Origin of the sequence: Undibacterium sp. TC9W, from assembly GCF_049339865.1 — a bacterium.
In the GTDB taxonomy this organism is placed as follows: domain Bacteria; phylum Pseudomonadota; class Gammaproteobacteria; order Burkholderiales; family Burkholderiaceae_D; genus Undibacterium.
Window position 1 is genome coordinate 262982 of record NZ_JBMPPJ010000006.1, and the last position, 21136, is coordinate 284117.

Genomic DNA, 21136 nt, shown 5'->3' on the forward strand with positions numbered 1-21136 from the left:
GCCGCAGCTTATTCTTTTTTCTTTATCGTAGGCAGGTCATAACCCAGTTCATTCAGAACAGAACATGTCAATTTGCCGCTTTGATACAAGGCCAGCATCTCATTTTGTATGTTCAACTCTTGTGCAGTTTCTTGATTCACGCAAAAACCGTTGCGGGCGAAATTCCACCACATAGTTTGTAATTTCCCTTCCTGATCCTGGCGCGCGAGTAAGTAAAAATCATTCTTTTCCCAGTGACGTTCCATAGGCATGTGCCAAGCCGTCAGTAAAGCCGGGCCACGGGTATTGCTGACATGGCCGACGAGGTTTTCTTGCAGCATGAAATCGACCCAGAAATAACTGGTAAAGTCCACGGTGTTGGGTTTGCGGGACCTTGGATAAGGCGGCCCGTCTCGGATGTCATAAATCGCTGCCTTGAACAACACCACAGGAGTAGGTGGAATGCTGGTGCACGCGGCAAGGCCCGCGAACATCAGTCCCGATGACAGGTGTTTGGACCAGGTTTTGAGAGGATTTTTCATATAGCTATGTTACCTAAAATATTGTGCTTGCAATATCTTTTTCAGGACAGTAACCTAAATGGCTCGTAACGAGCGGTGCATTACAATGCACACTAGCTGACGTTCACAAAAAAGCGGCATGCAATTTATTATGATTATTTCTGTATAAGCAGGACAGCAAACATACCTGTGCCAAAAGGAAACGAGAATGAACAAGACAGATGATGAAACCAGATTTCAAGATGGCGATAAGGTGACCTGCCTTGAATGCGGTCAGTTCCTCGCTGTTATTTCGGAAGAAGGTATTGTGCCTGGACCTGAAGAGCTCTTGTTGGCCAAAGCAGTTCCTGTTCCGCATGTAGGGTGGTTTTGTGGACAGCAATGTGGAAACGCTTTCGAGCGCAAAATTGGATGTACCTTCGAGCGCGATCTTGACGGTAAGATTAATTATTACGGGGTTTAGCACCATCGTGCAGGTGCCGTAATATAAGCGTGAGGTGTGGCGCAATGTATAGTAACCTGAGCACCCTGCATCACGTCATTTTGCAAAAATACGATTTGCAAAAAACGATTTGCCAAAACCGACACCATGCCGCCAGTAGGGTGCGCCGTGCGCACCGCTTCACACGCAAAATTCTGCAATCATCCAATTCAAAGCATTCAATTCAAAACCCGGTGCGCACATTGCACATGTGTGTTTGCACAGTGCCGTTTGTCCCGGCACCTGTAATAGTTTCAGACTGGCGCCTGGATGACGGCTGTGCTGTACAGTGAATGCAATTCCCAGCCCAGGCTGGCATACAGTGCCCGGCCCTGGGGTGTTGCCACCAGTGCACCGCCGTGAATGCCGTGCTCTGCCGCGATGGTTTCCAGTTGCTTCATGAGCAAACGCCCCAGGCCGCGCCGCTGGTGTGCCGCTTGCGTTTCTATGCTGTCATAGATGGCGAGCCCATCGACCAGCACGATGCGCCCGGACGCGGCCACTTCATCCTCTGTCGTCAGCACCCGCACCGTGGAGATGGACTGTGCCGGTGCGATATCGAGTTTATATCCCGCTGGTAAATCCGGCGCTTCTGGCATGCTGGCTGCCAGCGTCATCATGTAACCGGGGCGCTGTATGATCCAGTGTGCAGGCAGCATGGCCTGTAGTGCGGCAGCGGACGTGCAGGTTTTCAAAAAAATCCAGGGTTCGTTGATGCTGTGGGCCAGCTCTGCGATATCTGGCAACAAGCCAGGGAAAACATAACGTGCCTTTTGCTCAGGCCAGCCTACATCAACACGCCAGCCACCATGCGCAGCGACAGGCTGGGCCGTGTCTCGTGTCAGCGCCCAGCCCTTGAGCCAGCGCCCGACCAGCTCAGGGTTTGCCTGTAGCGAGGCTGCATGGTCTTCTTCTGGATAACGCAGATACTGTTGGCTCGGGTGTTGTGTACTGAGGTGTGTGCTCATTGGTTCGTCCCTGAGTGTGGGTTCTTTATTATACCCAGCTCGTATTGCCCATGCTTGTTTCCTGGCTTGTGGGCCTTGCTGTCAAATCCATCAGGCTATTAAAAAAATGGACGCACAGGTCTTGTGAAACCCGGCCATGAAAATTGTGTACTCCAAGTCCGATGTACCCGTAAAGTAGGGAGCGCCATGCGCACCGCTTTCTGCGCAATATTTTGCAAGCATCCAATTCAAAACCCGGTGCGCATGGCGCACTCTACCGGACGTCGAACACACATATCAGGTCAGGCCGCTCCTGCAGTTGATAGCAAACCAGTAGGGTGCGTCTTGACGTACCGTCTTTCTGCGCTTTCCCTGACCATTGACCATATGGTGCGTCAAGACGCACCCTACAAAAAAACGACGCCTGCTTGCTGCATGGCGTCGTTTTTTATGTCCCTGCGCGCGTAACGCATGAACCTGGCTATCGGTTGACAGGTGACATGCCGTTTAGAACAACAACACTAAGCCCCATGTTCTGTGGTTTTTTGCGTCAACGCAATGTAGCCGGGCGGCGTTTTTGGCTTACGTAGCGACACTACGGAATGCAAAACGAAACGCAAACCAAGCAAGCAACCTAAACATAAAGAGGGAAATATCATGAACAAACTGATCATCGCCATCATCGCTTCCACAGTTGTTATGGGTAGCGCATTTGCGCAAACTCCAGCTTCTGCATCTGCTACTGCTGCCTCCAAGCCAGCAACAGCCGCTGCCTCAGCGAGCGTCGCTAAATCTGCACCAGCCGCTAAAGTGGTCGCAGCTTCGGCTTCATCTTCAACATCTGCCAGCGCAGCAACGCCAGCAGCAGAAAGCAAACCAGCAGCTTCTACACCAGAAGCCAAGCCAGCCAAACATGAAAAACATGTCAAGCATGGTAAAAAAGAAGTGAAAGCAGCAGGCGCATCTGCCGCAGCAAGCGCAGCATCGAAATAAGTCTTAAATAAGCATCAAATAAGTATAGCTTCAGATGGCATGCCGGCAGCCAGACGCTGCCGGTGAATCAAGTAAAACAAACAAACCGCTCACAGACATATTAAGGATTATCACCATGAACAAGCTCATTACCGCCCTGATCGCTTCTACTGTTTTGATGGGTAGCGCATTTGCACAAACGCCTGCTGCACCAGCCAAGGCAGCTTCTGCCTCTGCTGTTGCCAGCACACCTGCACCAGCTGCAAAAGCCGCATCGGCATCGGCCATGGCTTCTACTCCAGCAACACCAGCAGCAGAAACCAAAGCAGAAGTCAAACCTGCGGTAGAGAAAAAAGCAAAGCATGTGAAGCATGCCAAGAAAGAACATACGGACAAGAAAGCGGACGATGCCAAGGCAGCTGCACCAGCAGCATCCACGCCAGCAGCATCGAAGTAAGCCGCTAAGACTGCACCCGGGTGGGCTAACACAGCCGCAAGGGTTGCAATTAAAAAAATCGACGTGCCTCCGGTTTGGAGCGCACGTCGATTTTTTTTGTTGCCGCGAAGTGTCCTGGGTAAAATTTTTAGTTTATTATTCACTAGAACTCAACAGGCATTTCCCCTGAAGCGATGGGAAAATTGTGGATGGGGCACCTCGCCGGGCGACAGATTTGCCGATTCAAACTCAACAGATAAAGGACGCACGATGGAAGTACATGGCATGAATAATCCATTCCCTATACGGTCTACCTTTGGCGATGCTCCGGTGGGATCAGTGCTGATTTATGCAGGTGAGACCAGCTCACCTGAAGGTGAGCCACGAAATATTTCGCCCATCGAACCCTTGGGCTGGATGGTTTGTGATGGACGCACGCTTGAGCCTAGCCATTACCCCGAATTGTTTGCGGTGCTTGGTTACCGCTACGGTGGACAGAATGATCAATTCCGCATCCCCGACTACCGCCCTGATCCCTCATCCGGCACAGGTACCGGAACTTCCAAAGGCAATGACATAAGAGATGCCGCTTACATCATTAAGTTTAGCTATGGTCATACTTTTGTCAGGTAATGTAGTCAGCAGATACGATCAGCACAGCGCAATCGTATGCAGGACTAGTGGACTGCAACAGTGGAATCGAGAGTGAAAGACATGCGCCCGGCGCATCAGGGCAAGACAAAGGTGGAACAAATGAGCACAGCGATAGCGGGGCTATCGCGAGTATTTGCAACGCAGCCATGATCGTCGCGCGCATGGCAGGGCCAACAGCGCTACCAGGTAGGGTAGATGGTTTTTGTTGAGCTGGAGTTTCATCTGCGGACCTCAATAGAGTGGGCAAAATAGCGCAAGTCATTATAGAGCAAAGGTGTAACAATGTTTTTTTATGTTCTTATAGTCAAAATCAGTGTTCCCAAGTGTGGGTAAGCCACTCCGGCAAGCTTGCGCAGAGAGCCAGGCAGCGTGCCCCAATTCTGCGCACCCAGGGAGGTAGTCGTAGGTACGGTTAGCGCAGCGTAACCGTACGCATGGCAAGTGTCGCTATCTGAGGAAATTGAAAGTCACGGCGGCGACGATGCAGTGTTTTTGGCAGATCGAGAATGTCATGTTGTAGAGATTGTTTTTTTCTTCGCTCATCTTTGGGGAGCGTATTTATTTTGAGACATTCATGCGTACTCACGGGTACGATTGCGCTGCGCTAATCGTACCTACGAGAGTATGGCTGTCGTGAGTTTTTCAGGATGGATTGCATTTACTCCCCGCCCTGACAGGTCTGCGCCGCGCTGTCTTTTGGCCACGCATCCGGCTTGCTGCCAAGTGTGAATTCATGCAAGGGCAGAGGGGCGGGTAGTTGGGCAAAAGCGTGGGCAAAAGCGGCAGACTTTTCTTCCACACGGCGCTTGCCATTGTATGACCAGCGCACCTGGCTGTTGCCGAGATAGTTGATACTGCATCCGGCCAGCTCTTGCAGGATGCGCTCTATCTTGTCATCAGTCCTGATTTGCTTAGCCTTCATGCCGGCGAGTATCAGCTTTTCTCCTTTTTTCCTGAACTGGTAAGAATAGGTGATTTGTTCGCAGCAATCCTGAAAATCGATGGCATCGATAAACACACTGCCATTGTCTATTCTCGCATACGTGCTGGAACTGTTGATACCCCGTCTTGCGCCGAACAGGTCTGGCCAAAGCTTTGACCTGCCCAACAGGCTGATATCGCTCTTCCGGTTAAGGTCGGTGTCTTTCGCACGCTTGTCTGTGTTTTGAAGTACCACCAGGGCAGAATGACGAACCAGTTCATCATCCCTGAAGCTGACGATCAGCGCATGGGTAAAATTGCCCGCCACCTTGCCTTCACCCCGGTACCGCTCAACAAATGGCCGGGCATCTTGCCATTGCTGCGTCTCAGGAAAAGCCGAGCGGATCAGCTGGATGATATTTTCAGGCGGGCTCTGCTCGTACAAAACCGTGTCTGCCCAGCTTGCAAGCGGCAGCAGGGTGCAGATCAATAACAACAGTACCCGTGTCATCCAGCTTTCCTTTTTTTATGTTTTGATCGCTTATTTTTAATCGATTATCTTGGATGGCTTTTTTTGATAGCGCAGATCAGGCGTAGCAAAAAATCATCCAGATCGTGCCAAGATAAAGACCTGTTATCATGTGCTGATTTTATCCCTCATTTGAATAAAATGGAGTGCATCGCATGAAAATTCCTTATCTCCTGTCGCGCCATCTGTTATCTACGTGCCTGCTGGCGACGATCGCCTTGTTTGCGACTGCTGCTGCGGCTAAAACCAAGGCGAAGGCCCCCGAGCAGGCACTCGACCTGTCCCTGATCAATCTGATCGCGACGCCAGAGCGCTATCACGGCAAGCTGGTGAACGTCACAGGCTATATTTTCGTCGGCACGGAAAACATGTCCATCTGCCCTTACCCGGTCGAAGTGTCCAGCAAGGACTGCGTCTGGATCAATATCGATTCTGGCCCCACGGCCAGTGATGCTGATCAGGAGAGAATTTTCAAGAAGCTGGCAGCGCTAGAAAAATTCAATAAAAAAACCGCGACCATCATCGCCAGATTTAATAAGAACCATCAAGGCCACTTTGGCGGCTGGTCTGGTGAGCTGACAAAGATAGTTGATGTGTATGATTACAGGGATCAGTCAGCGCGGGAAATCAGTGTGTGGAAATAAGCGTGCGGAAATCTCTTGCAAGGAAATAAAATCACAGCCCACGTTCACCGACACTGGATGCAGCAAGTAATAAGTAGGTACGATTAGCGCAGCGTAATCGTACGCATGCCAACCGCCACTAACTGATGAGATTGAAAGTCACCACGACTTCAATATAGTGTTATCAGCAAAGACTGCAAAGTTGTTGAAGCAGGTATTTTGCGATGCTCAGATTTTCGTGAGACTGTGATTATTTTGGCGCACATCATGCGTACGATTACGCTGCGCTAATCGTACCTACGAGGCTGACAAAGATAGTTGATATTTATGACTACAGGGATCAGTCAGCGCGGGAAATCAATGTATGGAAATAAGCGTGCGGAAATACCTCTTGCAAGGAAGCAAAATCACAGCCCACGTTCACCGACACTGGATGCAGCAAGTAGCAAGTAACAAGTAGGTACGATTAGCGCAGCGTAATCGTACGCATGCCAACCGCCACTAACTGATGAGATTGAAAGTCACCACGACTTCAATGTAGCGTTTTCAGCAAGGACTGCAAAGTTGTTGAAGCAGCTGTTTTTCGATGCTCAGATTTTTTTTGGGGCTGTGATTATTTTGGCGCACATCATGCGTACGATTACGCTGCGCTAATCGTACCTACGAGGCTGGCTGGCTTTTGCTGAAAATATTCCTTTGCAGGATGATGGCGCAGAGGCTGCTGCCGCTGCTGCAGCCGTATAGATGAACATGCCTAGTGCCAGGCTGATGCCAGCAGTGATGTGCAAGCGAGGTATGATCTTCATGCGATATGTTTTTGCGAATTTACGATGGATATAGGGCGGCACGTAGGTACGATTAGCGCAGCGTCATCGTACGCATGTTGGTCGTCAATGTCTATGGAGATCGAATGTCATCACGACTTCAATATAGTGTTTTCAGCAAAGACTGCAAAGTTGTTGAAGCAGGTATTTTGCGATGCTCAGATTTTCTTGCGACGGCGATTATTTTGGCGCGCATCATGCGTACGATTACGATTACGATTGCGCTTCACTAATCGTACCTACAATTGCCTGCGAGTCACTGCAGGTTCAGCCGCCTGGTAATAACGGCGCATGCCAGGGAGAAGAAACAGGCAGGCATAAACGCAGAGTGACACGATCAGTGTTTGTAGGGCCAGATCACCGATATTCAGACCTTCTTGCGCCATCCATGTCGATGGATATAAGGCCAGCATCAGCAACAATGCTGGCTGCATGAATACGAATACCCAGCGCGCCCAGGGTTTGCGTGCTGCCATACCCCATGAACCCGCCGTCATCATCGCTAAAAAAACTGCAAGCCCAACAACTGTATCGGTAGTCCAGAGCTCAAGGTAAGTCATTTCCTGGCCATTCACTTCCCAGTTAAACAGGGGCTGCAGCAATAACAGCAGCATCAGCGGACACACAAGCATCCATCCATGACACAAGATGCGTATCACGAGCGGAAGCTCTTTCGTGTTGTTGATCAGGTGTGAAAGCTTGGATATCATCGGGTTCGCAAGAGTAATTGATTGGAAACTGCCGCTATTTTATCGCAATCTGTTTCAAACCCGGTGCTTACCTATGCATCGATGATGCTGGATGCCAGGTCAGGCTCCGGCATGCCGGGTTTGTGCGAAATAGCAAAAAAGCCGCGATGTCATTTTACTCCGTATCGTAGGGCGCAATCTAATGCGCCGAAGGGGCAAGGGCAGAAATTTTCCCTTGCACAGAGCATCCTGGCGTCATGGCAGTTTCGATTGGCTTGCGACGCGGGCTCAATGCCATCGATCCAATAATCGCGTAAGTCTTGTTGCCCAATGAGTCAAAAAAACAGGCATCATGACAATTGGCGCAGCAGGTCTCACTGTGTGCCAATGTCTGCATCTTGCCTGCAAAACTCCTGCAAAGTGCCTTTATGTGCCGGAAAATTCATTTTTTGTGGAATGTGGTCTTGCTATAATCGCTGCTTTATATTTTGCAGTCATTACGCACCTCTTGAGACGGATAAGCTTCATGCACATTACAACTTCTTCTTTTTTACTTTCTACCGCAAGAAAATACCTGCTCGCCGTGATTGTGCTGGTCTTATCTGGCTGTGTCACACTGGAACCGGTACTTCAAGTTGCCGACAAACCAAAATCAGATGTTGGTTATGTCGCGGGTGCATTCGTCTTTTCGGGCGGGGGAAGCTATGCCCTGGGTGTTACCAATGTTAATGGCGGCGAAGAATTTGTTTTGCCATTTATTGACCCGGCTGTTTACAAGACAATGACAAGGGTAGCGCAACTCGACAGGGTGACAATGATCCAGCTTCCACCTGGCCGGTATCGTGTGTCCAGCTGGTTAATCTATGACTATTTAACGAAAGAAAAAGTTGCCAAGAAAACTTTACCTGAAAATGAGCGGGGCCTTGAATTTACCGTGACCCCAGGACGAGTGAGGTATCTGGGCAAATTTTCAGGTATGACCACCCCTAGTGGCTTTAGAACGCAATTCAGGGTTGAATCGCAACGCATTACTGCGAAAGACCTCTCGCTGCTGCTTGAAGTAAGTTATCCCAATTTCACGATGGACCTGCTGGATGCACAACCAGGCTCGGTATATTAAAACTTGATCGGTACGCTATGTTAAAGACTTCATTCCTCATACTTTTGCTGGCGCTGCTTGGTGGCTGCGCTCATACCATTACCATCCAGCCTGAACTGCGAAACGTTAGCTTGCCCGCCTCCATCGAACCGTTGTCAAGGCGAGTTGCGTTTTATCTGCCTGATGAGCTGCGCAATGTAAAGGTGACGACACCAGCGGGAGGTGGTGACAGTGCGTCCTATATGCCTTACCGCGACATGGAGCTCGGGCTCTATAAATTGTTGAAGAATACCTTCGTCAGCGCAATACGCCTGACAGATCCGCCTGACCTTGCCGACCTGAAGAAGCGCGATATTCATTACCTGGTGACACCGACTATTAGCACAAGTTCTTCATCGCAAAATAGGGCTTCATGGGCACCTACGAGTTTTACTTTGACATTGCAATTTAAGCTGGTCGATGTATCAAGCGGTAAGGTGTTGCTGAGGGAGGTTGTGGGTGAAGGCAAATTTGACCAAGAAAAAGAAGCAGCTTATTCCCCTGCTGCCCTGTACGGATCAGAAGCCGCACGCCGGGCTGCGCTTGCCGCCATGCTGAAGATGCAAAATAGCCTGCTGGCCGCTCCTGATTTTCGTTGATTTTTTTGTCAGTGCGCGCCCTGACATGGGCGCATGTCCAATTTTTAAAATCTCACCGATCATCCACCGTCCTGGGCCTGCATGAATAAAAATCAAAGTGGCACCCTCGCTTTTTGTTTACTATTGATTGCCGTAGACCTCTCTGCACAGGAAGTGGATACGCCTGTCCAGCAAGTCACGATTGCCACAATGCGTGACCCGCAATGGATGTCCTACCGGGACGCCTACAAGGCGCTGAGATGGCACGACGACTACAAGAAAGATAAGAATTTTGTCCGCGTGACTTTTGATCTCAAACCCAAAGATCGCCAGGCATCGTTAAAAGACCTGCGCCTTGAATTGATCGGTAAAACGACACGGATGGAATTGCCTTTGGATGAAGGTCTGACGACCTCCATACCAGATATTAAGCAGGCCTATGAAGAAGACGCCGAATTCAGGTTGAATCGTCAAGCTGGCACTTTTTATTTTCAATACACAGGATCGATTAAGCTAAATCTCAATGGCGTTTACCCACTAGCTGACCTGCACCAGGCTTGTGACCAGTTGCTAAACTACCTGCGCGATGCACGGTTGAGTTTTCGACTCAAAACCGCAGGCAAAAAATGCATCGCTGTCAAATTTCATTACCCTGAGCGTATTGCCAAACCACGACTTTTTTATAAAAATGAATCAGGCGAAATGGTGGCAATTAGCCTGATGAAGCCATTAGAAAAAATCCCTGGTAATGCTGTCGCGTTCCGCTTCCCTGAACAACAGAAAAATGTTGAAATCATCGCAGAAGATTTGCCCTTATCTATACACGGCATTTACGATTAAAGAAAGATGCAGCGACGACGAGTGCCGTATCGTTTTATGCCTGTTTACTTTTCATCATTTTGTTTTTTTCCGTCTCTTAGTTCTTCAAGATATGGCCCTACCCAATACAGGAAAACAAACGAGCCTATGCTGAGACAGGTATTCAATAAAAGTAATACAGGCCTGTCGTCCAAATAGTTCCCGAAGGCGATTATCCAGGGCAAGGCGGCACAATACAAGGCCACTGAAAGCCGGCTTTTCATATTCAATTTCATCTCTTATATGCCCTTGCCATCATGCTGGTATTGATCGGTACATCGTGGTGCTTCGTCATTGCGCCATGTAAATAGCAAGCCCAGGCCACCCATGCGCACGCATCGCTGATAATGTTCACCTACTGCGGCCTTGTCGTACTCGCCCTGAGTTACGTTCAAGGCTATCGGTTCTGGATTGTTCTCACCTCGAATGGTGAGTATGCGTGAAGGAAATTTACCGTGATAGGCTTGCTTGTAAATGATAGTTCCTTCTAGCAGGACGGTGGTTTTATCTGCGCTCAATGCATTCACCAAAAATACGTGGGGAGTGCTTAAAAATGTCAAGCAGGAAAAAACAAGGAGCATGAGAAAGCCTGTTGTCAGCAAACCGTAACGCATGAATTCCACGATGTGCTTGCGCCAATATGTGCCGCATATTGCCATCACAACTAACACGGCAATAGCTGCATAGCTGAAGGCAAGTGGCCAGTCCTCATTCATATCGTCCAGTTGCATCATGCATGCCATCCCGCTAAATGCATACGCAAGAAAACACAAGACCGGCGCGTTACTTTTAAACTTCTCTTTGGTGTATGTGTACATCATGTAAGCTAAGAATAATGATCAGCAAGTAGGCACGATTAGCGCAGCGCAATCGTACGCATGTCAGTAAAATCCTGTGATACCCAAAGCTGGTCTTCCTGAGAAATTGCAGAATAACATTTTTTGCTCTAGCGCCATATCAAGGCGAGGATTTTTGTGCGCTTTTGTAATTTTATGGACATCATACGTACGATTACGCTGCGCTAATCGTACCTACGCGGGTTGAGGGAAATGGAATAAATTTGCTAGCTTAGTAAAATTCAATACCTGAAAAACTGACATTCAACAATAGTGTTTCTTCCCAAATACCACTCCAATAGCATTGCGCGCCTGCAATAATCGCATCTTTGATGTCATTCAAAGTTTTCGTCGATTTTGTTGGTATCAGCACCTTTGTAATGGTGAATTCAAAAAAACTTCCTCCGTCGTCAGAACGTTTAATGGCATGGTAGGCTTCAAAAGCTATTGCACATCCTTCCCATATCAAGTTGTAATAACTTGGCCCTTCTCCTCTTTCCGGTGGCTGATTACCCTGACCGCCGAGACTCAAAAAAACGATGCCTCTATCCTCATCTTCAGCATAGGAAGTTTGAAATACAAATATGGGTCCGCATACCTGCTTTTTGTATTCTGTCCGCTTTTCAGGCGTAATATCTTTATATATGAATGTCATGGCGATATCATTTGATTTGAAAACCAGGTTACCACAGCTCGTGTAGGTACGATTAGCGCAGCGTAATCGTACTCATGGTCAGCAGCAATTTTCCAGGCTGCTTCAAAATCACGGCTGCTTTATGATGTTGAATCAAGTATACATCACACTTATGCGCAAAGCAGGACAGACAGCGATCATCGGATTTTCTTGACGTCTATAGCTTTTTCCGGCATCGCATGCGTACGATTACGCTGCGCTAATCGTACCTACGGGCCTTCAAAAACGAAAGTTGTAGCTACGTGCCTGATTGATTTAACCCACCATCATTGTTTAACAATATAAGTATTTAATTCTTTGACAAATGCATTGGTTATAAGAGGAATATTTTCCAAAAGATTGCGTCCATAAATATCCAGACGACCACCTGCACCTGGATAGAAACTGATCCAACCCATGCATCTCGTCGCTCCGTTAACGTAGGGAACATCGACATAAAGTAACTGATCTTTTTCTGTTACCTGGATGTCGTAGCACATGAATTTTGTGCTACTCCCATTAAAACTCCGTGCATCCTGAAACAGGAACATTGGGTCCCATTTTGCTCTGTCATTTAGGTTCTTCGGCAGATGTGATTCGGCCGCATATCCTCCGAAAGGCAGAAACAATATGTTTTCGTGACCTGGAAGCACAAAGGAACCCGTCATTTTCCATTTTGGAATTTCACTTTTTTTGTAAGATGCTTCTTCTGGCATTGCGAAATCTGCAAAAAAATCAACTTTTAATCCTTCGTATAACCGGTCTCCAGTGACTAAATCTACGGTGCGCACGAGCTTTCCGTTATGCCAATGGAAAAAAAACGTCCCGGTCTGCATTTCACAATTTGTATTTGGTTTGCCAAGCCCACCAACTAAAGTAGGTATCCGCATGCTGAATCCTGCAGCAGTTTTAAACTCATCAAAACTGTATATTTTCTTCTTTGGGCCGGACAAGTCTGCAACGTTTGGATATTCAATAACTGGTCCTATTTCTTTGAAAGCAGGCTTACAGTAGATATCCGGATTATTTTCGGCCGTGCTCTGGCTGTTCTTCCTGCAGCCGGATAGACCTGAAAATGCGATAGAAATCAACGCTGCAAACGCTATATATTTTTTCATGAGGAATTTATTACGATGCTTGCTCAATGTTGTAAACTTGGTCCCTGCTTAAGGAACGTCAATATGTCTTGGATGCAGACATGATTAGCGTAGCGTCATCGTTCATGGCACACACATATCAATCGCCACCACCAATCTCCACCGCCACGTCGCCACACCAATCTACAGGATACACGCCTGCATTCACATATTGGTGAAAAGTCGAATAAGGCCAGTCGCAAACGCGCTGGACCAGGCCATGTTTGAATGGATTGACATGCACGTAATCGACATGTCTTTGAAAGTCCAGCTCGTCGCGTATCAGATGTTCCCAATAGTGGCGCTGCCAGATACTGCGCTCACCTGCTGCCAGCCGTGCAGCGGAGAGGGATTCTGTTTTGGGCAGGGCGCGTGAGAAACCACTCTTGATGAGCCGCCAGCGCAGGCTGAAGTTGCTGTCACCTTCAGGCAGGGTGAAGATGCAATGCATGTGCTCTGGCAAGACTACCCAGGCATCTATATGAAAGGGATATTTACTGCGCACATTTTTGATCACCTGCCGCAAGAGTTCAATCTCGCGTACCAGCAGGTCATTGCCTTGCCTTTGCAGCAGATTGACGGTGAAAAACCATGTGGCTCCCGGGACGAATGCGCGGCGGTAATTGGGCATGGTATTTTTTGGTGGGTTCAGGTGATTTTGCGGGGATCATGCGTACGATTACGCTGCGCTAATCGTACCTACGAGCCTACTTCCATTTTACTAAAACTGCCAAAGACATCAACAGGAACAGCAAAGATAGAAGAGCAGGGGTTTTCATTTCGTAGTATTTCTTTGCGGCTTCATCCTCGTCAATGGGGGCTATCTGGGTGAAGAAAAAAACTCGTAGAAATACAACTGCATACAATACCAGCGACCAAAAAAAACTGGCCGGGAATATACTACCTCCGTCGTCCATATTCAGCACTCTTACAGGGATTTTTATGATTTCACCCGACAAATTGACAAGTGCGTTGGTGAAATCGTTGCCGCTGCCAACCGTTAAAATGATGCAGAGTACTGAGAAAAAGAAGACAGGAAGAAAAATGGCGGCATATAGTCCTGCTGCAATCAGGGCTTTTAAAATGCGTAAGGTCTTGAGCTTGCCCGACGGTGTCTGGTTTGAACTGGTCATTACTTCTTAGTTTCTATACTGAGTTATTTTTTTCCGCGAATCGGTGTGGCTGATTTGGTGATGGTCCGCTCGTGTAGGTACGATTAGCGTAGCGTAATCGTACGCATGGTCAGCCGTAATTTTTTAGGCTGCTTCAAAAGCATGGCTGCTTTATGATGTTGAATCAAGTATACATCACACTTATGCAAAGAAGGATGGGCGGTGATCATGGGATTTGCTTGAGGCCTGTAGCTATTTCAGACATCTCATGCGTACGATTACGCTGCGCTAATCGTACCTACGGGTCCTAGGCTAATCGTACCTACGAGTTGATGGCCTTTATTAATGAATTCAGCTCATTTTCAAAATTACATGCAGGCACAATTTTGAGTCCCTTCGCTTTTAGCGCAGAGAGCAATGACGCTAGCGAATTCAGATATAACTGATGGTCAATGTCTTGTGCATTATCTGGTTCTATCTCAAGATAAAATGGCCACTCAACGAAATCGTCTGGCTCGGTTATGAATTTTGCGTGCTTATTGACAAAAACGTCTGCGACAAAATATGTGCCGGATACCGATCTCCTTTCAACTCTTCCATCAAGTATCGTGGAAATGAGTGTGATGAGAGAAGCGTGGCTGACGTTCCCATCTAAATAAACTTTACAGTAAAGATCAGGTGACATTTTTCCCACTTAAATTCTGGATGCCTAGTAGGTACGATTAGCGCAGCGTAATCGTACGCATGTTTTCAGATCAAGTCGTTCTTTTTTTATGTGGCCGCCTTCCGATTTTCAATCAAAATAAACCATGTTCATGTTGAAATGCACAGGTGGTGATCATGTGATATGCCGGAGTTTTTAGGGCACAGCATGCGTACGATTACGCTGCGCTAATCGTACCTACAAAAAAATAGCTACCTCACTTGCGGGCTTCCTGCACACTCACTGTCACTCGTTCCGCCAACTGCCGCGCCGCCTCTGACATTGCGGGTGCCACGGCTTCATAAGCTGGGCCGTTCAGGCGCACGGTAAACACCTGGTGTTCGCGCTTGAGCAGTTTGCGGCTGCTGTCGAGTATGACCCAGCTGGCTTCGAGGGTTAATTGTTCGCCGCTGTTGATGATTAACTGATCGACTTGTACTTTGACCTGGTAGCGAGGCAAGGTGTTGCCTGGGGTGGCAGCTATGCCTGCGTTGATGCCGGTGTCGGAGGAGAGCCAGGCGTCGGGCAGGTTTTTGCGTAGGTGGGCGGTGAGGGCATTGGTGAGTTGTTCGTCTAGTGGGGCCAGCCAGCGTTGTTCGTCGCTGACGATGGATTCTGTGGCGGATTTTTGGATGACGAGTTGCTGGCGGTTCACTGCCTCTGGCAGTTTGATGGTGGCGACGACGAGTTCATACTGTGCCTCGGCCTGGCTGGCGCTGGCCAGCGGGTAGTCGAGGCGGTACAGGTGTTCTACGGGTGGTGTGGCGCAGGCGGCTAGTAAAAGAGTCGCCAGGGAAATCGTCAGGACGTGTGTGCTTCGCATCATGGTTTTACCTTTTGTTTGCCAAACACCAGGGCGTCTGGATGGCGCTCCAGCATGTCGGCCAGGTTGGCGACGGCGCGGGCGGACTTGGCGACTTGCTTCAGTGATTCGCGCATGTCTTGTTGTAGCGGTGCGTCTTCTGCCAGCAGGGCGTTGGCGCTGTTGAGGGTGTTGCGCGCTTCTTTGAGAGTGGAGGTCAGCTCGGGCGTGACTTCAACATCAAGGCGATGCACGAGTTTTTCTGTGCTGGCGAGGGTGGTGTTGAGTTTGCTGAGCGCCTGCACGAGCTCGCCAGAGATTTTATCGAAAGGCAGCTTGTCGATTTTCTTGGCGATGCGGCCTACGGTTTCCTGGATTTCGGCCAGGCCACCACCGACGGTGGGCAGCACGGGGTAGTCGGTGCGCCAGTCCATTTTTGCCTGCGGTGCATCGGGGAAGAAATCGAGGGCGATATACAACTGGCCGGTCAGCAGGTTGCCACTGCGTAGCTGGCCGCGCAGGCCGCGGGTGATGAGGTGGTCGAGCAGCGATCTTTCTTTGGCTTCGGTATCGTCATCAGGCAGGCGGGTGCCTGTCCTGACCCTGGCCTTGAGGCGGTCTGGGTAGAGGCTGATTTCTACCGGGAAGCGCGGCAGGCGGCCATTCTCGGCAAATTCCACATTCAGGGATTTGACTTCGCCAATGACGATGCCGCGCAAATCGACAGGGGCACCTTTGGACAAACCGCGCAGGCTTTCTGGGAAATACATGAGGAAGCTGCGCACCTTGGTATCCGGCGCGCGCATGGCATGTTCGCGGTCTTCAAACAAGGGGAAGACGCTGCCTTCGAACGCGGGTTTGCCACCGGGCAGGGCGTCATCATGTTCCTGGAAGGCGAGGCCGCCTTCTATCAATGAGGTCAGTGATTCTGTAGTCACGCGCAAGCCATTGGCATCGAGCTGCATATCAACGCCGCTGGCATGCCAGAAGCGGGTGTCTTCAGTCACGTATTGATCATACGGTGCATCGATGAAGACGCGGATGGTCACGCCCTTGCCGTCACGGTCAAGCTGGAACTTGGTGACATGCCCGGCATTGATGTGGCGGAAGAAAATAGGCGAGCCATAGTTAACTGACCCAGTCTGCGCACCATGCAAGACAAATTCACGGCCTGGTGAATCGCGGTTGACCAGTGGTGGTTCTTCAAGGCCGGTGAATTCATTGGTGGTCTCGGTCGAGGTGCCGACATCGACGCTGATGTAATTGCCGGACAGCAGGGTAGAGAGGCCAGACACCGAGCCACCAGAGATGCGCGGCTTGACGATGAAGAAGCGGGTATCGGTAGCGAGGATGTCTGCGGCGCTCTTGATCAGTTGCGCCGTGATCAGTACGCGCTTGCGGTCTGGCGAGAGGGCAATTGCCTTGACATGGCCGACATCCACATCCTTATAGCGCAATTTGGTTTTGCCAGCTTCCAGCCCTTCAGCCGATTTAAAAGTGATGGTGATGACTGGCCCCTGGCTGGTCACGCTTTGCACCACCAGCCAGATACCGATGAGGGCAGCAATGACAGGCACGGCCCACACAAACGAGGGCAAACGCCGCCGTGGCCTGACCTTGACGACGGGGACGATGGCATCGACTGCATCGACGGTTTCTACAGTGCTGGCTGCTGCGTTGGCTGCTGTATCAGCTGCTGCATTGCTTTTGCCAGCAGCGGCATCACTGCTGGTAGCGTTGGCAGACTTGCCTGCCTCGGGGCCAGGATGTTCTGAAGTTGGATCACTCATGCGTCTTTGCTACCCAGATTAAACGTGAATCAAAGCTTTGTGCCGACAGCATCGTCAGCACGACCACCGCACCAAAGGCCAGCGCACCGCCTCCGGGGTGTACCGCTGCCAGGGATTTAAACTGCACCAGCGCTACCAGCACCGTGACGACATACACATCCAGCATGGACCAGCGGCCCACCGCTTCTACCATGCGGAACAGCTGGGTGCGCTGCAAGGGGTTCCAGGCAGATTTCTTCCAGCAGGTGTAGAGCAATAGACTGATGGAAAACAGCTTGAGCAAAGGCACGACGATGCTGGCAAAGAATACCAGCAAGGCCAGCGGCCATGAGCCGGTGTATAACAAGACCAGCACGCCGCTCATGATGGTGTCGTCCTGCGTACCAAAGATGGTATTGGTTTGCATGACGGGCAAGAGATTGGCGGGGATGTACAGTATCGCCGCAGCAACCAGGTAAGCCAGGGATTTGGTCAGGCTGTCTTTATGGCGCAAATGCAGGGCGGCACCGCAGACGGGGCAGTGGGTAGCGGCCTCGTCATGGGTGCAGCACAGGGCTTCGCAAATGTCGCAGGTGATCAGCCCGGCAGAGGCACCGGTCTGGCCTGCCAGCCCGGTAGCGGGGATGTGGCGGTATTCTTGCTCAGACATGGCTCACCCCGGTGGCTGCCTTGCTGGCTTTGGCGGCGTGTGCCCACAGCCAGATATTGCGCGGCGTCAGCACCGAGGTCAGTGCTGCCGTAAAAAAGATCAGCGAGGCGCAAGACCACAGGGCCGGGCCAATGACGATGTCGGCCATGTGTTGCAGCTTGACCAGCGACACCAGCAAGCCCAGCATGAAAATCTCGACCATGCTCCAGGGCCGCAGGGTTTGCAGCGCACGCAGGGGCGCGCCCAGCGCCAGCCTGGCATCACCAAAACGGATCACATACAAGAGATAGACCGCCACCGAAATTTGCAGGGCCGGTGCCAGCATGGTGGTGATGATCACCAGCAGCGAGAGAATGTGCATGCCATCATCCCACATCGCCAGCGCCGCATGAAAAAGCGTGGTGTCCCGCGTGACCTGCTGCACCTTCAGCGACAACAGCGGGAAGCTGTTGAGCAGTAATAACAGGATCACCGAAGTGATCGCCAGCGCCAGCGCCACGTCAATGCTGGCAGTGCCATTGCGGTACAAGATAGCCCGGCAACGCGGACAACTCGCCGCCTCACCCGTGGCGACCGGCACATCCGCACAGACAAGGTCGCATTCATGGCAGACAATAAATTGATGGGCAGGCTTGATGGCGGGCTTCACGTTATGGTGCAGGGTCAGGTGGAAATCAAGGAAATAGGGCAAAAATAATATGAGTGTAATCAATTTTGAAGATTAATCATAGAATAACGGCGGTGGCAGCGGTTTATTGTGATTTTGCCGGGGTTTCAGGGGCTAAAGCAGGGATTGCGGCGCGTAAGTATCTTGTTTCCCCGATGGGGAATCATAAGCAGATCACGATATGACCGTGACGCAGGGCGCATTGCAATGCGCCGCCTGAGATGCCTGCATGCCTGTCGCGATGTATTGCCAGGACTCAAGTTATAATTTAACTTGCTAAGCTACATACTATCCTTGCCTGCCATTTTCAACTGTGAATTATCCATGAGTGCAGATCAAATCGCTGAAATTATTCCTCTCGTCCGCGAGGTCTTTAATCATGCCCAGGCGACTTCAAAGAACAGCGCTGTTCTGTGTGCATCTTTCGAGGTTGCAGGAGCGAGTGATGTGTGGGCGCAAGTCACTCCTACAGAGTTAAACGTCGCTTACCCCCTGAGTCATTCGCCAGAACAAGATCTACATGACATCATTCAATTGCTACCGAAGGCAAATTTGCTCTCTTGGGAACCAATGAAATATGCTACGTGGTCGTTTGTTTCAGTAGCACCTGCCGAGCTTGCCAATGTAGTCGATCTGATTCTCACCCGGCTCTTTACGCTTGGTGACTATAGTCTCAATGGTGAAATCTTTCGACTGAATATGCCCACACCCGAGCCTTCAGCCGAGATACAAGCAGAGGATGAACTCTTACCGGAAATGTCAGAAATGGACAATGTGAACCAGAACGACAATGAGCGCTATATTGCAAAGGCTATCCATGCATGGGTTTGGTCGGGGTTTTATGATGCAAACCGCGTCAACGACATGCTTGACGATATCCTGGAAGATGATGTCGATGAAACAGACATGCGGGCATTGATTAACCGGGAATTTTCCGAGAAGAGAAAGCAGGAGCGAAAATGGCCCGATACAACGGATTGCGACAGGCTTGATACCGCCTTCGATGAGTTGAACTCCAAATTGATCATCGCCATCCACAACGCTGGATATACGACGAGTGATGGCCATGAAGACGTCAGTGAAGTTCACTCAAAAATGCCGCCGGGAACCTACCGTGGATATTGTTTTTATCATGGGCAAGATGTAGAGAGGGCGGTTGCTGGGCAGGGCATATTTCTTGCCTTTGGCGACATGCGTGACACCGAAGAGGGGAAGTTGGAGGTCGCTGAAATCATCAAAACAACATTGCAATCTCATGGCTTGTTTGTGGAATGGGATGGCGACACAAACAAAAGAATCAGTATTCCCCGGATGATTTGGCAAAGAAAATTGAGAACATCATAGATCATGAGGTCTTGTTCTTAAAATCAGAAGAGCTATTGCCCGCATTTGTCTCGCAATCACAAGCTATTCATGATGTGATCGTGACGCAGGGCGCAATGCAATGCGCCGCATGAGATGTCTGCATGCAGTGGGAAGATGCCGGTGCCATGCACGATGAATGTTGTGGATTGGTAGGGTGCGCCGTGCGCACCGTTGTATTTATTTGCATTGCCGTAACGGTGCGCATGGCGCACCCTACAAACTGCGGGTCATTTGATGGCAGCGGTTTTTCTTTGTGTTTCTTGTGTGGTCTATCGTTTGGTAAGCCCATCCAAAAAATAGGGCAATCTCATTTCTGCCCTATCCCACAATCCGCAAACAAAGCCATGACTTCATCAAACTTCGCTCTGGCTTGCGCATTCTGCGTGGCATCGCTACTATCGTACTGATGATAAAAAACCGGGTCGCTGATTTTTTTGTTGGCCCAGTCCATGTCGAGGCGGCTGTTGCGTCTGATTCTGAGATAGATGCTGACGGAATCCAGATAGCTATCATCATCCGCCCGTTCTTTATCGGCCTGCTGCCAGGTTACCGAGGCGTACATATGCTCAAAAGGCACGGTCACTACGCGGTTTTTTGCGGGGAAAAACCGATAGGCTTCTTCTGCCACCAGCAGCTTCTGGCTGCAATCGAGATGCAGGGTCTTGGTGGCGGCATGCTGCTTCCTGGTCATGTAATCACGCACCGGGGTTTGCTTGCGCAGCGATAGCCAGACGCCAGTCGCATAGGCCAGTGAGACAGCGTACATATTAATGTCTGAATTTGGCATGTCGATGAAATTGCGCAGCACCAGAGCCAGGATCACAAAAGCAGGATACAGCATCAGACTCCACAGCAGCGGCCCCCAGAAAAACAGGTCAACCAGTACAGACCACAGCGAGACATCGTGGATGACGATCTTGAGCATCGTTAATTTACTCTTTTTCCTCAGCGCGTACAGCAATTCACCTTTATTGATGCCATAGCCGCCACCGTGTTCATACTTCGTCTCGATTGCAAAATTCATGTTGCTCATTCACGCCCTTGGTATTGTGTAGCTGTGCTGCGTATTTGCAGGGGAAGTTATAACGCACCCCACAAACCGCTTGTTACTTCATCTTTAGGGCTTTTGCTAAGATGGGTACGGGCCTGCACCGGGATGACCTTGGCACAGGACGCGGGAATGGAAATCCATCAACAAACGAAGAAGTGGCTTTGACTCAGCGCCACTGTATGCAAGCGCACGATGCCTCTGT

The 21136-nt window shown here is 50.0% G+C and carries 24 protein-coding genes; 9 read left to right on the top strand and 15 right to left on the bottom strand.

Annotated features, from left to right (window positions below):
• Positions 1–8 precede the first annotated feature (8 nt).
• On the bottom strand, positions 9–521 hold the full coding sequence (locus ACO0LN_RS11015) for a hypothetical protein (protein WP_422973640.1): 513 nt from the start codon (positions 519–521) through the stop codon (positions 9–11).
• A 187-nt stretch (positions 522–708) separates the two neighbouring features.
• Here ACO0LN_RS11015 and ACO0LN_RS11020 point away from each other — a divergent pair, with 187 nt between their 5' ends.
• Positions 709–963, top strand: a complete 255-nt coding sequence (locus tag ACO0LN_RS11020) for a hypothetical protein (protein WP_422973642.1) — start codon at positions 709–711, stop codon at positions 961–963.
• A 272-nt stretch (positions 964–1235) separates the two neighbouring features.
• On the opposite strand, the gene ACO0LN_RS11025 is transcribed toward ACO0LN_RS11020, so the two are convergent.
• Positions 1236–1949 carry a GNAT family N-acetyltransferase gene (locus ACO0LN_RS11025; protein ID WP_422973644.1) on the bottom strand — a complete coding sequence of 238 codons (714 nt, stop codon included), beginning with the start codon at positions 1947–1949 and terminating at the stop codon, positions 1236–1238.
• A 636-nt stretch (positions 1950–2585) separates the two neighbouring features.
• Here ACO0LN_RS11025 and ACO0LN_RS11030 point away from each other — a divergent pair.
• The 3 genes from ACO0LN_RS11030 to ACO0LN_RS11040 all read left to right on the top strand — a co-directional run bounded on the left by ACO0LN_RS11030 (position 2586) and on the right by ACO0LN_RS11040 (position 3969).
• Positions 2586–2921: a hypothetical protein gene (locus ACO0LN_RS11030; protein ID WP_422973646.1), complete on the top strand. Its 336-nt coding sequence runs from the start codon at positions 2586–2588 to the stop codon at positions 2919–2921.
• 115 nt (positions 2922–3036) lie between these two features.
• The gene (locus ACO0LN_RS11035) at positions 3037–3357 is read left to right on the top strand and encodes a hypothetical protein (protein ID WP_422973648.1); all 321 of its coding nucleotides are present in this window, start codon (positions 3037–3039) and stop codon (positions 3355–3357) included.
• Between the two features lie 249 nt (positions 3358–3606).
• Positions 3607–3969, top strand: a complete 363-nt coding sequence (locus ACO0LN_RS11040) for a phage tail protein (protein WP_422973650.1) — start codon at positions 3607–3609, stop codon at positions 3967–3969.
• A gap of 679 nt (positions 3970–4648) precedes the next feature.
• Here the strand turns inward: ACO0LN_RS11040 and ACO0LN_RS11045 are convergent.
• A complete protein-coding gene (locus ACO0LN_RS11045) occupies positions 4649–5422 on the bottom strand; it encodes a hypothetical protein (protein WP_422973652.1) in 774 nt (257 codons plus the stop codon).
• Positions 5423–5595: 173 nt separating this feature from the next.
• Here ACO0LN_RS11045 and ACO0LN_RS11050 point away from each other — a divergent pair, with 173 nt between their 5' ends.
• On the top strand, positions 5596–6084 hold the full coding sequence (locus ACO0LN_RS11050; protein ID WP_422973654.1) for a hypothetical protein: 489 nt from the start codon (positions 5596–5598) through the stop codon (positions 6082–6084).
• A 629-nt stretch (positions 6085–6713) separates the two neighbouring features.
• Here ACO0LN_RS11050 and ACO0LN_RS11055 read toward each other — a convergent pair.
• A complete protein-coding gene (locus ACO0LN_RS11055; protein ID WP_422973656.1) occupies positions 6714–6869 on the bottom strand; it encodes a hypothetical protein in 156 nt (51 codons plus the stop codon).
• A 257-nt stretch (positions 6870–7126) separates the two neighbouring features.
• A complete protein-coding gene (locus ACO0LN_RS11060) occupies positions 7127–7501 on the bottom strand; it encodes a hypothetical protein (RefSeq protein ID WP_422973658.1) in 375 nt (124 codons plus the stop codon).
• Positions 7502–7928: 427 nt separating this feature from the next.
• On the opposite strand from ACO0LN_RS11060, the gene ACO0LN_RS11065 reads away from it, so the two are divergent.
• From ACO0LN_RS11065 to ACO0LN_RS11075, 3 genes are all read left to right on the top strand, one after another.
• Positions 7929–8696: a hypothetical protein gene (locus ACO0LN_RS11065; protein ID WP_162042794.1), complete on the top strand. Its 768-nt coding sequence runs from the start codon at positions 7929–7931 to the stop codon at positions 8694–8696.
• A gap of 44 nt (positions 8697–8740) precedes the next feature.
• Entirely contained in the window at positions 8741–9313 is a 573-nt protein-coding gene (locus ACO0LN_RS11070) for a hypothetical protein (RefSeq protein WP_422973660.1), read from the top strand.
• Positions 9314–9394: 81 nt separating this feature from the next.
• Complete coding sequence (locus ACO0LN_RS11075) at positions 9395–10132, top strand: hypothetical protein (protein ID WP_422973662.1); 738 nt, start codon at positions 9395–9397, stop codon at positions 10130–10132.
• A 257-nt stretch (positions 10133–10389) separates the two neighbouring features.
• Here ACO0LN_RS11075 and ACO0LN_RS11080 read toward each other — a convergent pair whose 3' ends face one another.
• From ACO0LN_RS11080 to ACO0LN_RS11120, 9 genes are all read right to left on the bottom strand, one after another.
• Entirely contained in the window at positions 10390–10884 is a 495-nt protein-coding gene (locus ACO0LN_RS11080; RefSeq protein ID WP_422973664.1) for a hypothetical protein, read from the bottom strand.
• A 334-nt stretch (positions 10885–11218) separates the two neighbouring features.
• Complete coding sequence (locus ACO0LN_RS11085) at positions 11219–11641, bottom strand: hypothetical protein (RefSeq protein ID WP_422973666.1); 423 nt, start codon at positions 11639–11641, stop codon at positions 11219–11221.
• Positions 11642–11946: 305 nt separating this feature from the next.
• Positions 11947–12777, bottom strand: coding sequence for a hypothetical protein (locus ACO0LN_RS11090; protein WP_422973668.1), 831 nt, complete (start codon positions 12775–12777; stop codon positions 11947–11949).
• A gap of 118 nt (positions 12778–12895) precedes the next feature.
• Positions 12896–13426: an REP-associated tyrosine transposase gene (locus tag ACO0LN_RS11095; protein WP_422973670.1), complete on the bottom strand. Its 531-nt coding sequence runs from the start codon at positions 13424–13426 to the stop codon at positions 12896–12898.
• Positions 13427–13502: 76 nt separating this feature from the next.
• A complete protein-coding gene (locus ACO0LN_RS11100; RefSeq protein WP_422973672.1) occupies positions 13503–13928 on the bottom strand; it encodes a hypothetical protein in 426 nt (141 codons plus the stop codon).
• Positions 13929–14827: 899 nt separating this feature from the next.
• Positions 14828–15436, bottom strand: a complete 609-nt coding sequence (locus tag ACO0LN_RS11105) for a PqiC family protein (RefSeq protein WP_422973674.1) — start codon at positions 15434–15436, stop codon at positions 14828–14830.
• Positions 15433–17202, bottom strand: coding sequence for an intermembrane transport protein PqiB (locus tag ACO0LN_RS11110; RefSeq protein ID WP_422973676.1), 1770 nt, complete (start codon positions 17200–17202; stop codon positions 15433–15435). Before ACO0LN_RS11110 ends, ACO0LN_RS11105 begins: the two co-directional genes overlap by 4 nt.
• Entirely contained in the window at positions 17195–17851 is a 657-nt protein-coding gene (locus tag ACO0LN_RS11115) for a paraquat-inducible protein A (RefSeq protein ID WP_422973677.1), read from the bottom strand. Before ACO0LN_RS11115 ends, ACO0LN_RS11110 begins: the two co-directional genes overlap by 8 nt.
• Entirely contained in the window at positions 17844–18563 is a 720-nt protein-coding gene (locus ACO0LN_RS11120) for a paraquat-inducible protein A (protein ID WP_422973679.1), read from the bottom strand. Before ACO0LN_RS11120 ends, ACO0LN_RS11115 begins: the two co-directional genes overlap by 8 nt.
• Before the next feature lie 279 nt (positions 18564–18842).
• On the opposite strand from ACO0LN_RS11120, the gene ACO0LN_RS11125 reads away from it, so the two are divergent.
• On the top strand, positions 18843–19862 hold the full coding sequence (locus ACO0LN_RS11125) for a DUF6891 domain-containing protein (RefSeq protein WP_422973681.1): 1020 nt from the start codon (positions 18843–18845) through the stop codon (positions 19860–19862).
• A gap of 328 nt (positions 19863–20190) precedes the next feature.
• Here ACO0LN_RS11125 and ACO0LN_RS11130 read toward each other — a convergent pair whose 3' ends face one another.
• Complete coding sequence (locus ACO0LN_RS11130) at positions 20191–20907, bottom strand: hypothetical protein (RefSeq protein WP_422973683.1); 717 nt, start codon at positions 20905–20907, stop codon at positions 20191–20193.
• Between the last annotated feature and the right edge of the window lie 229 nt (positions 20908–21136).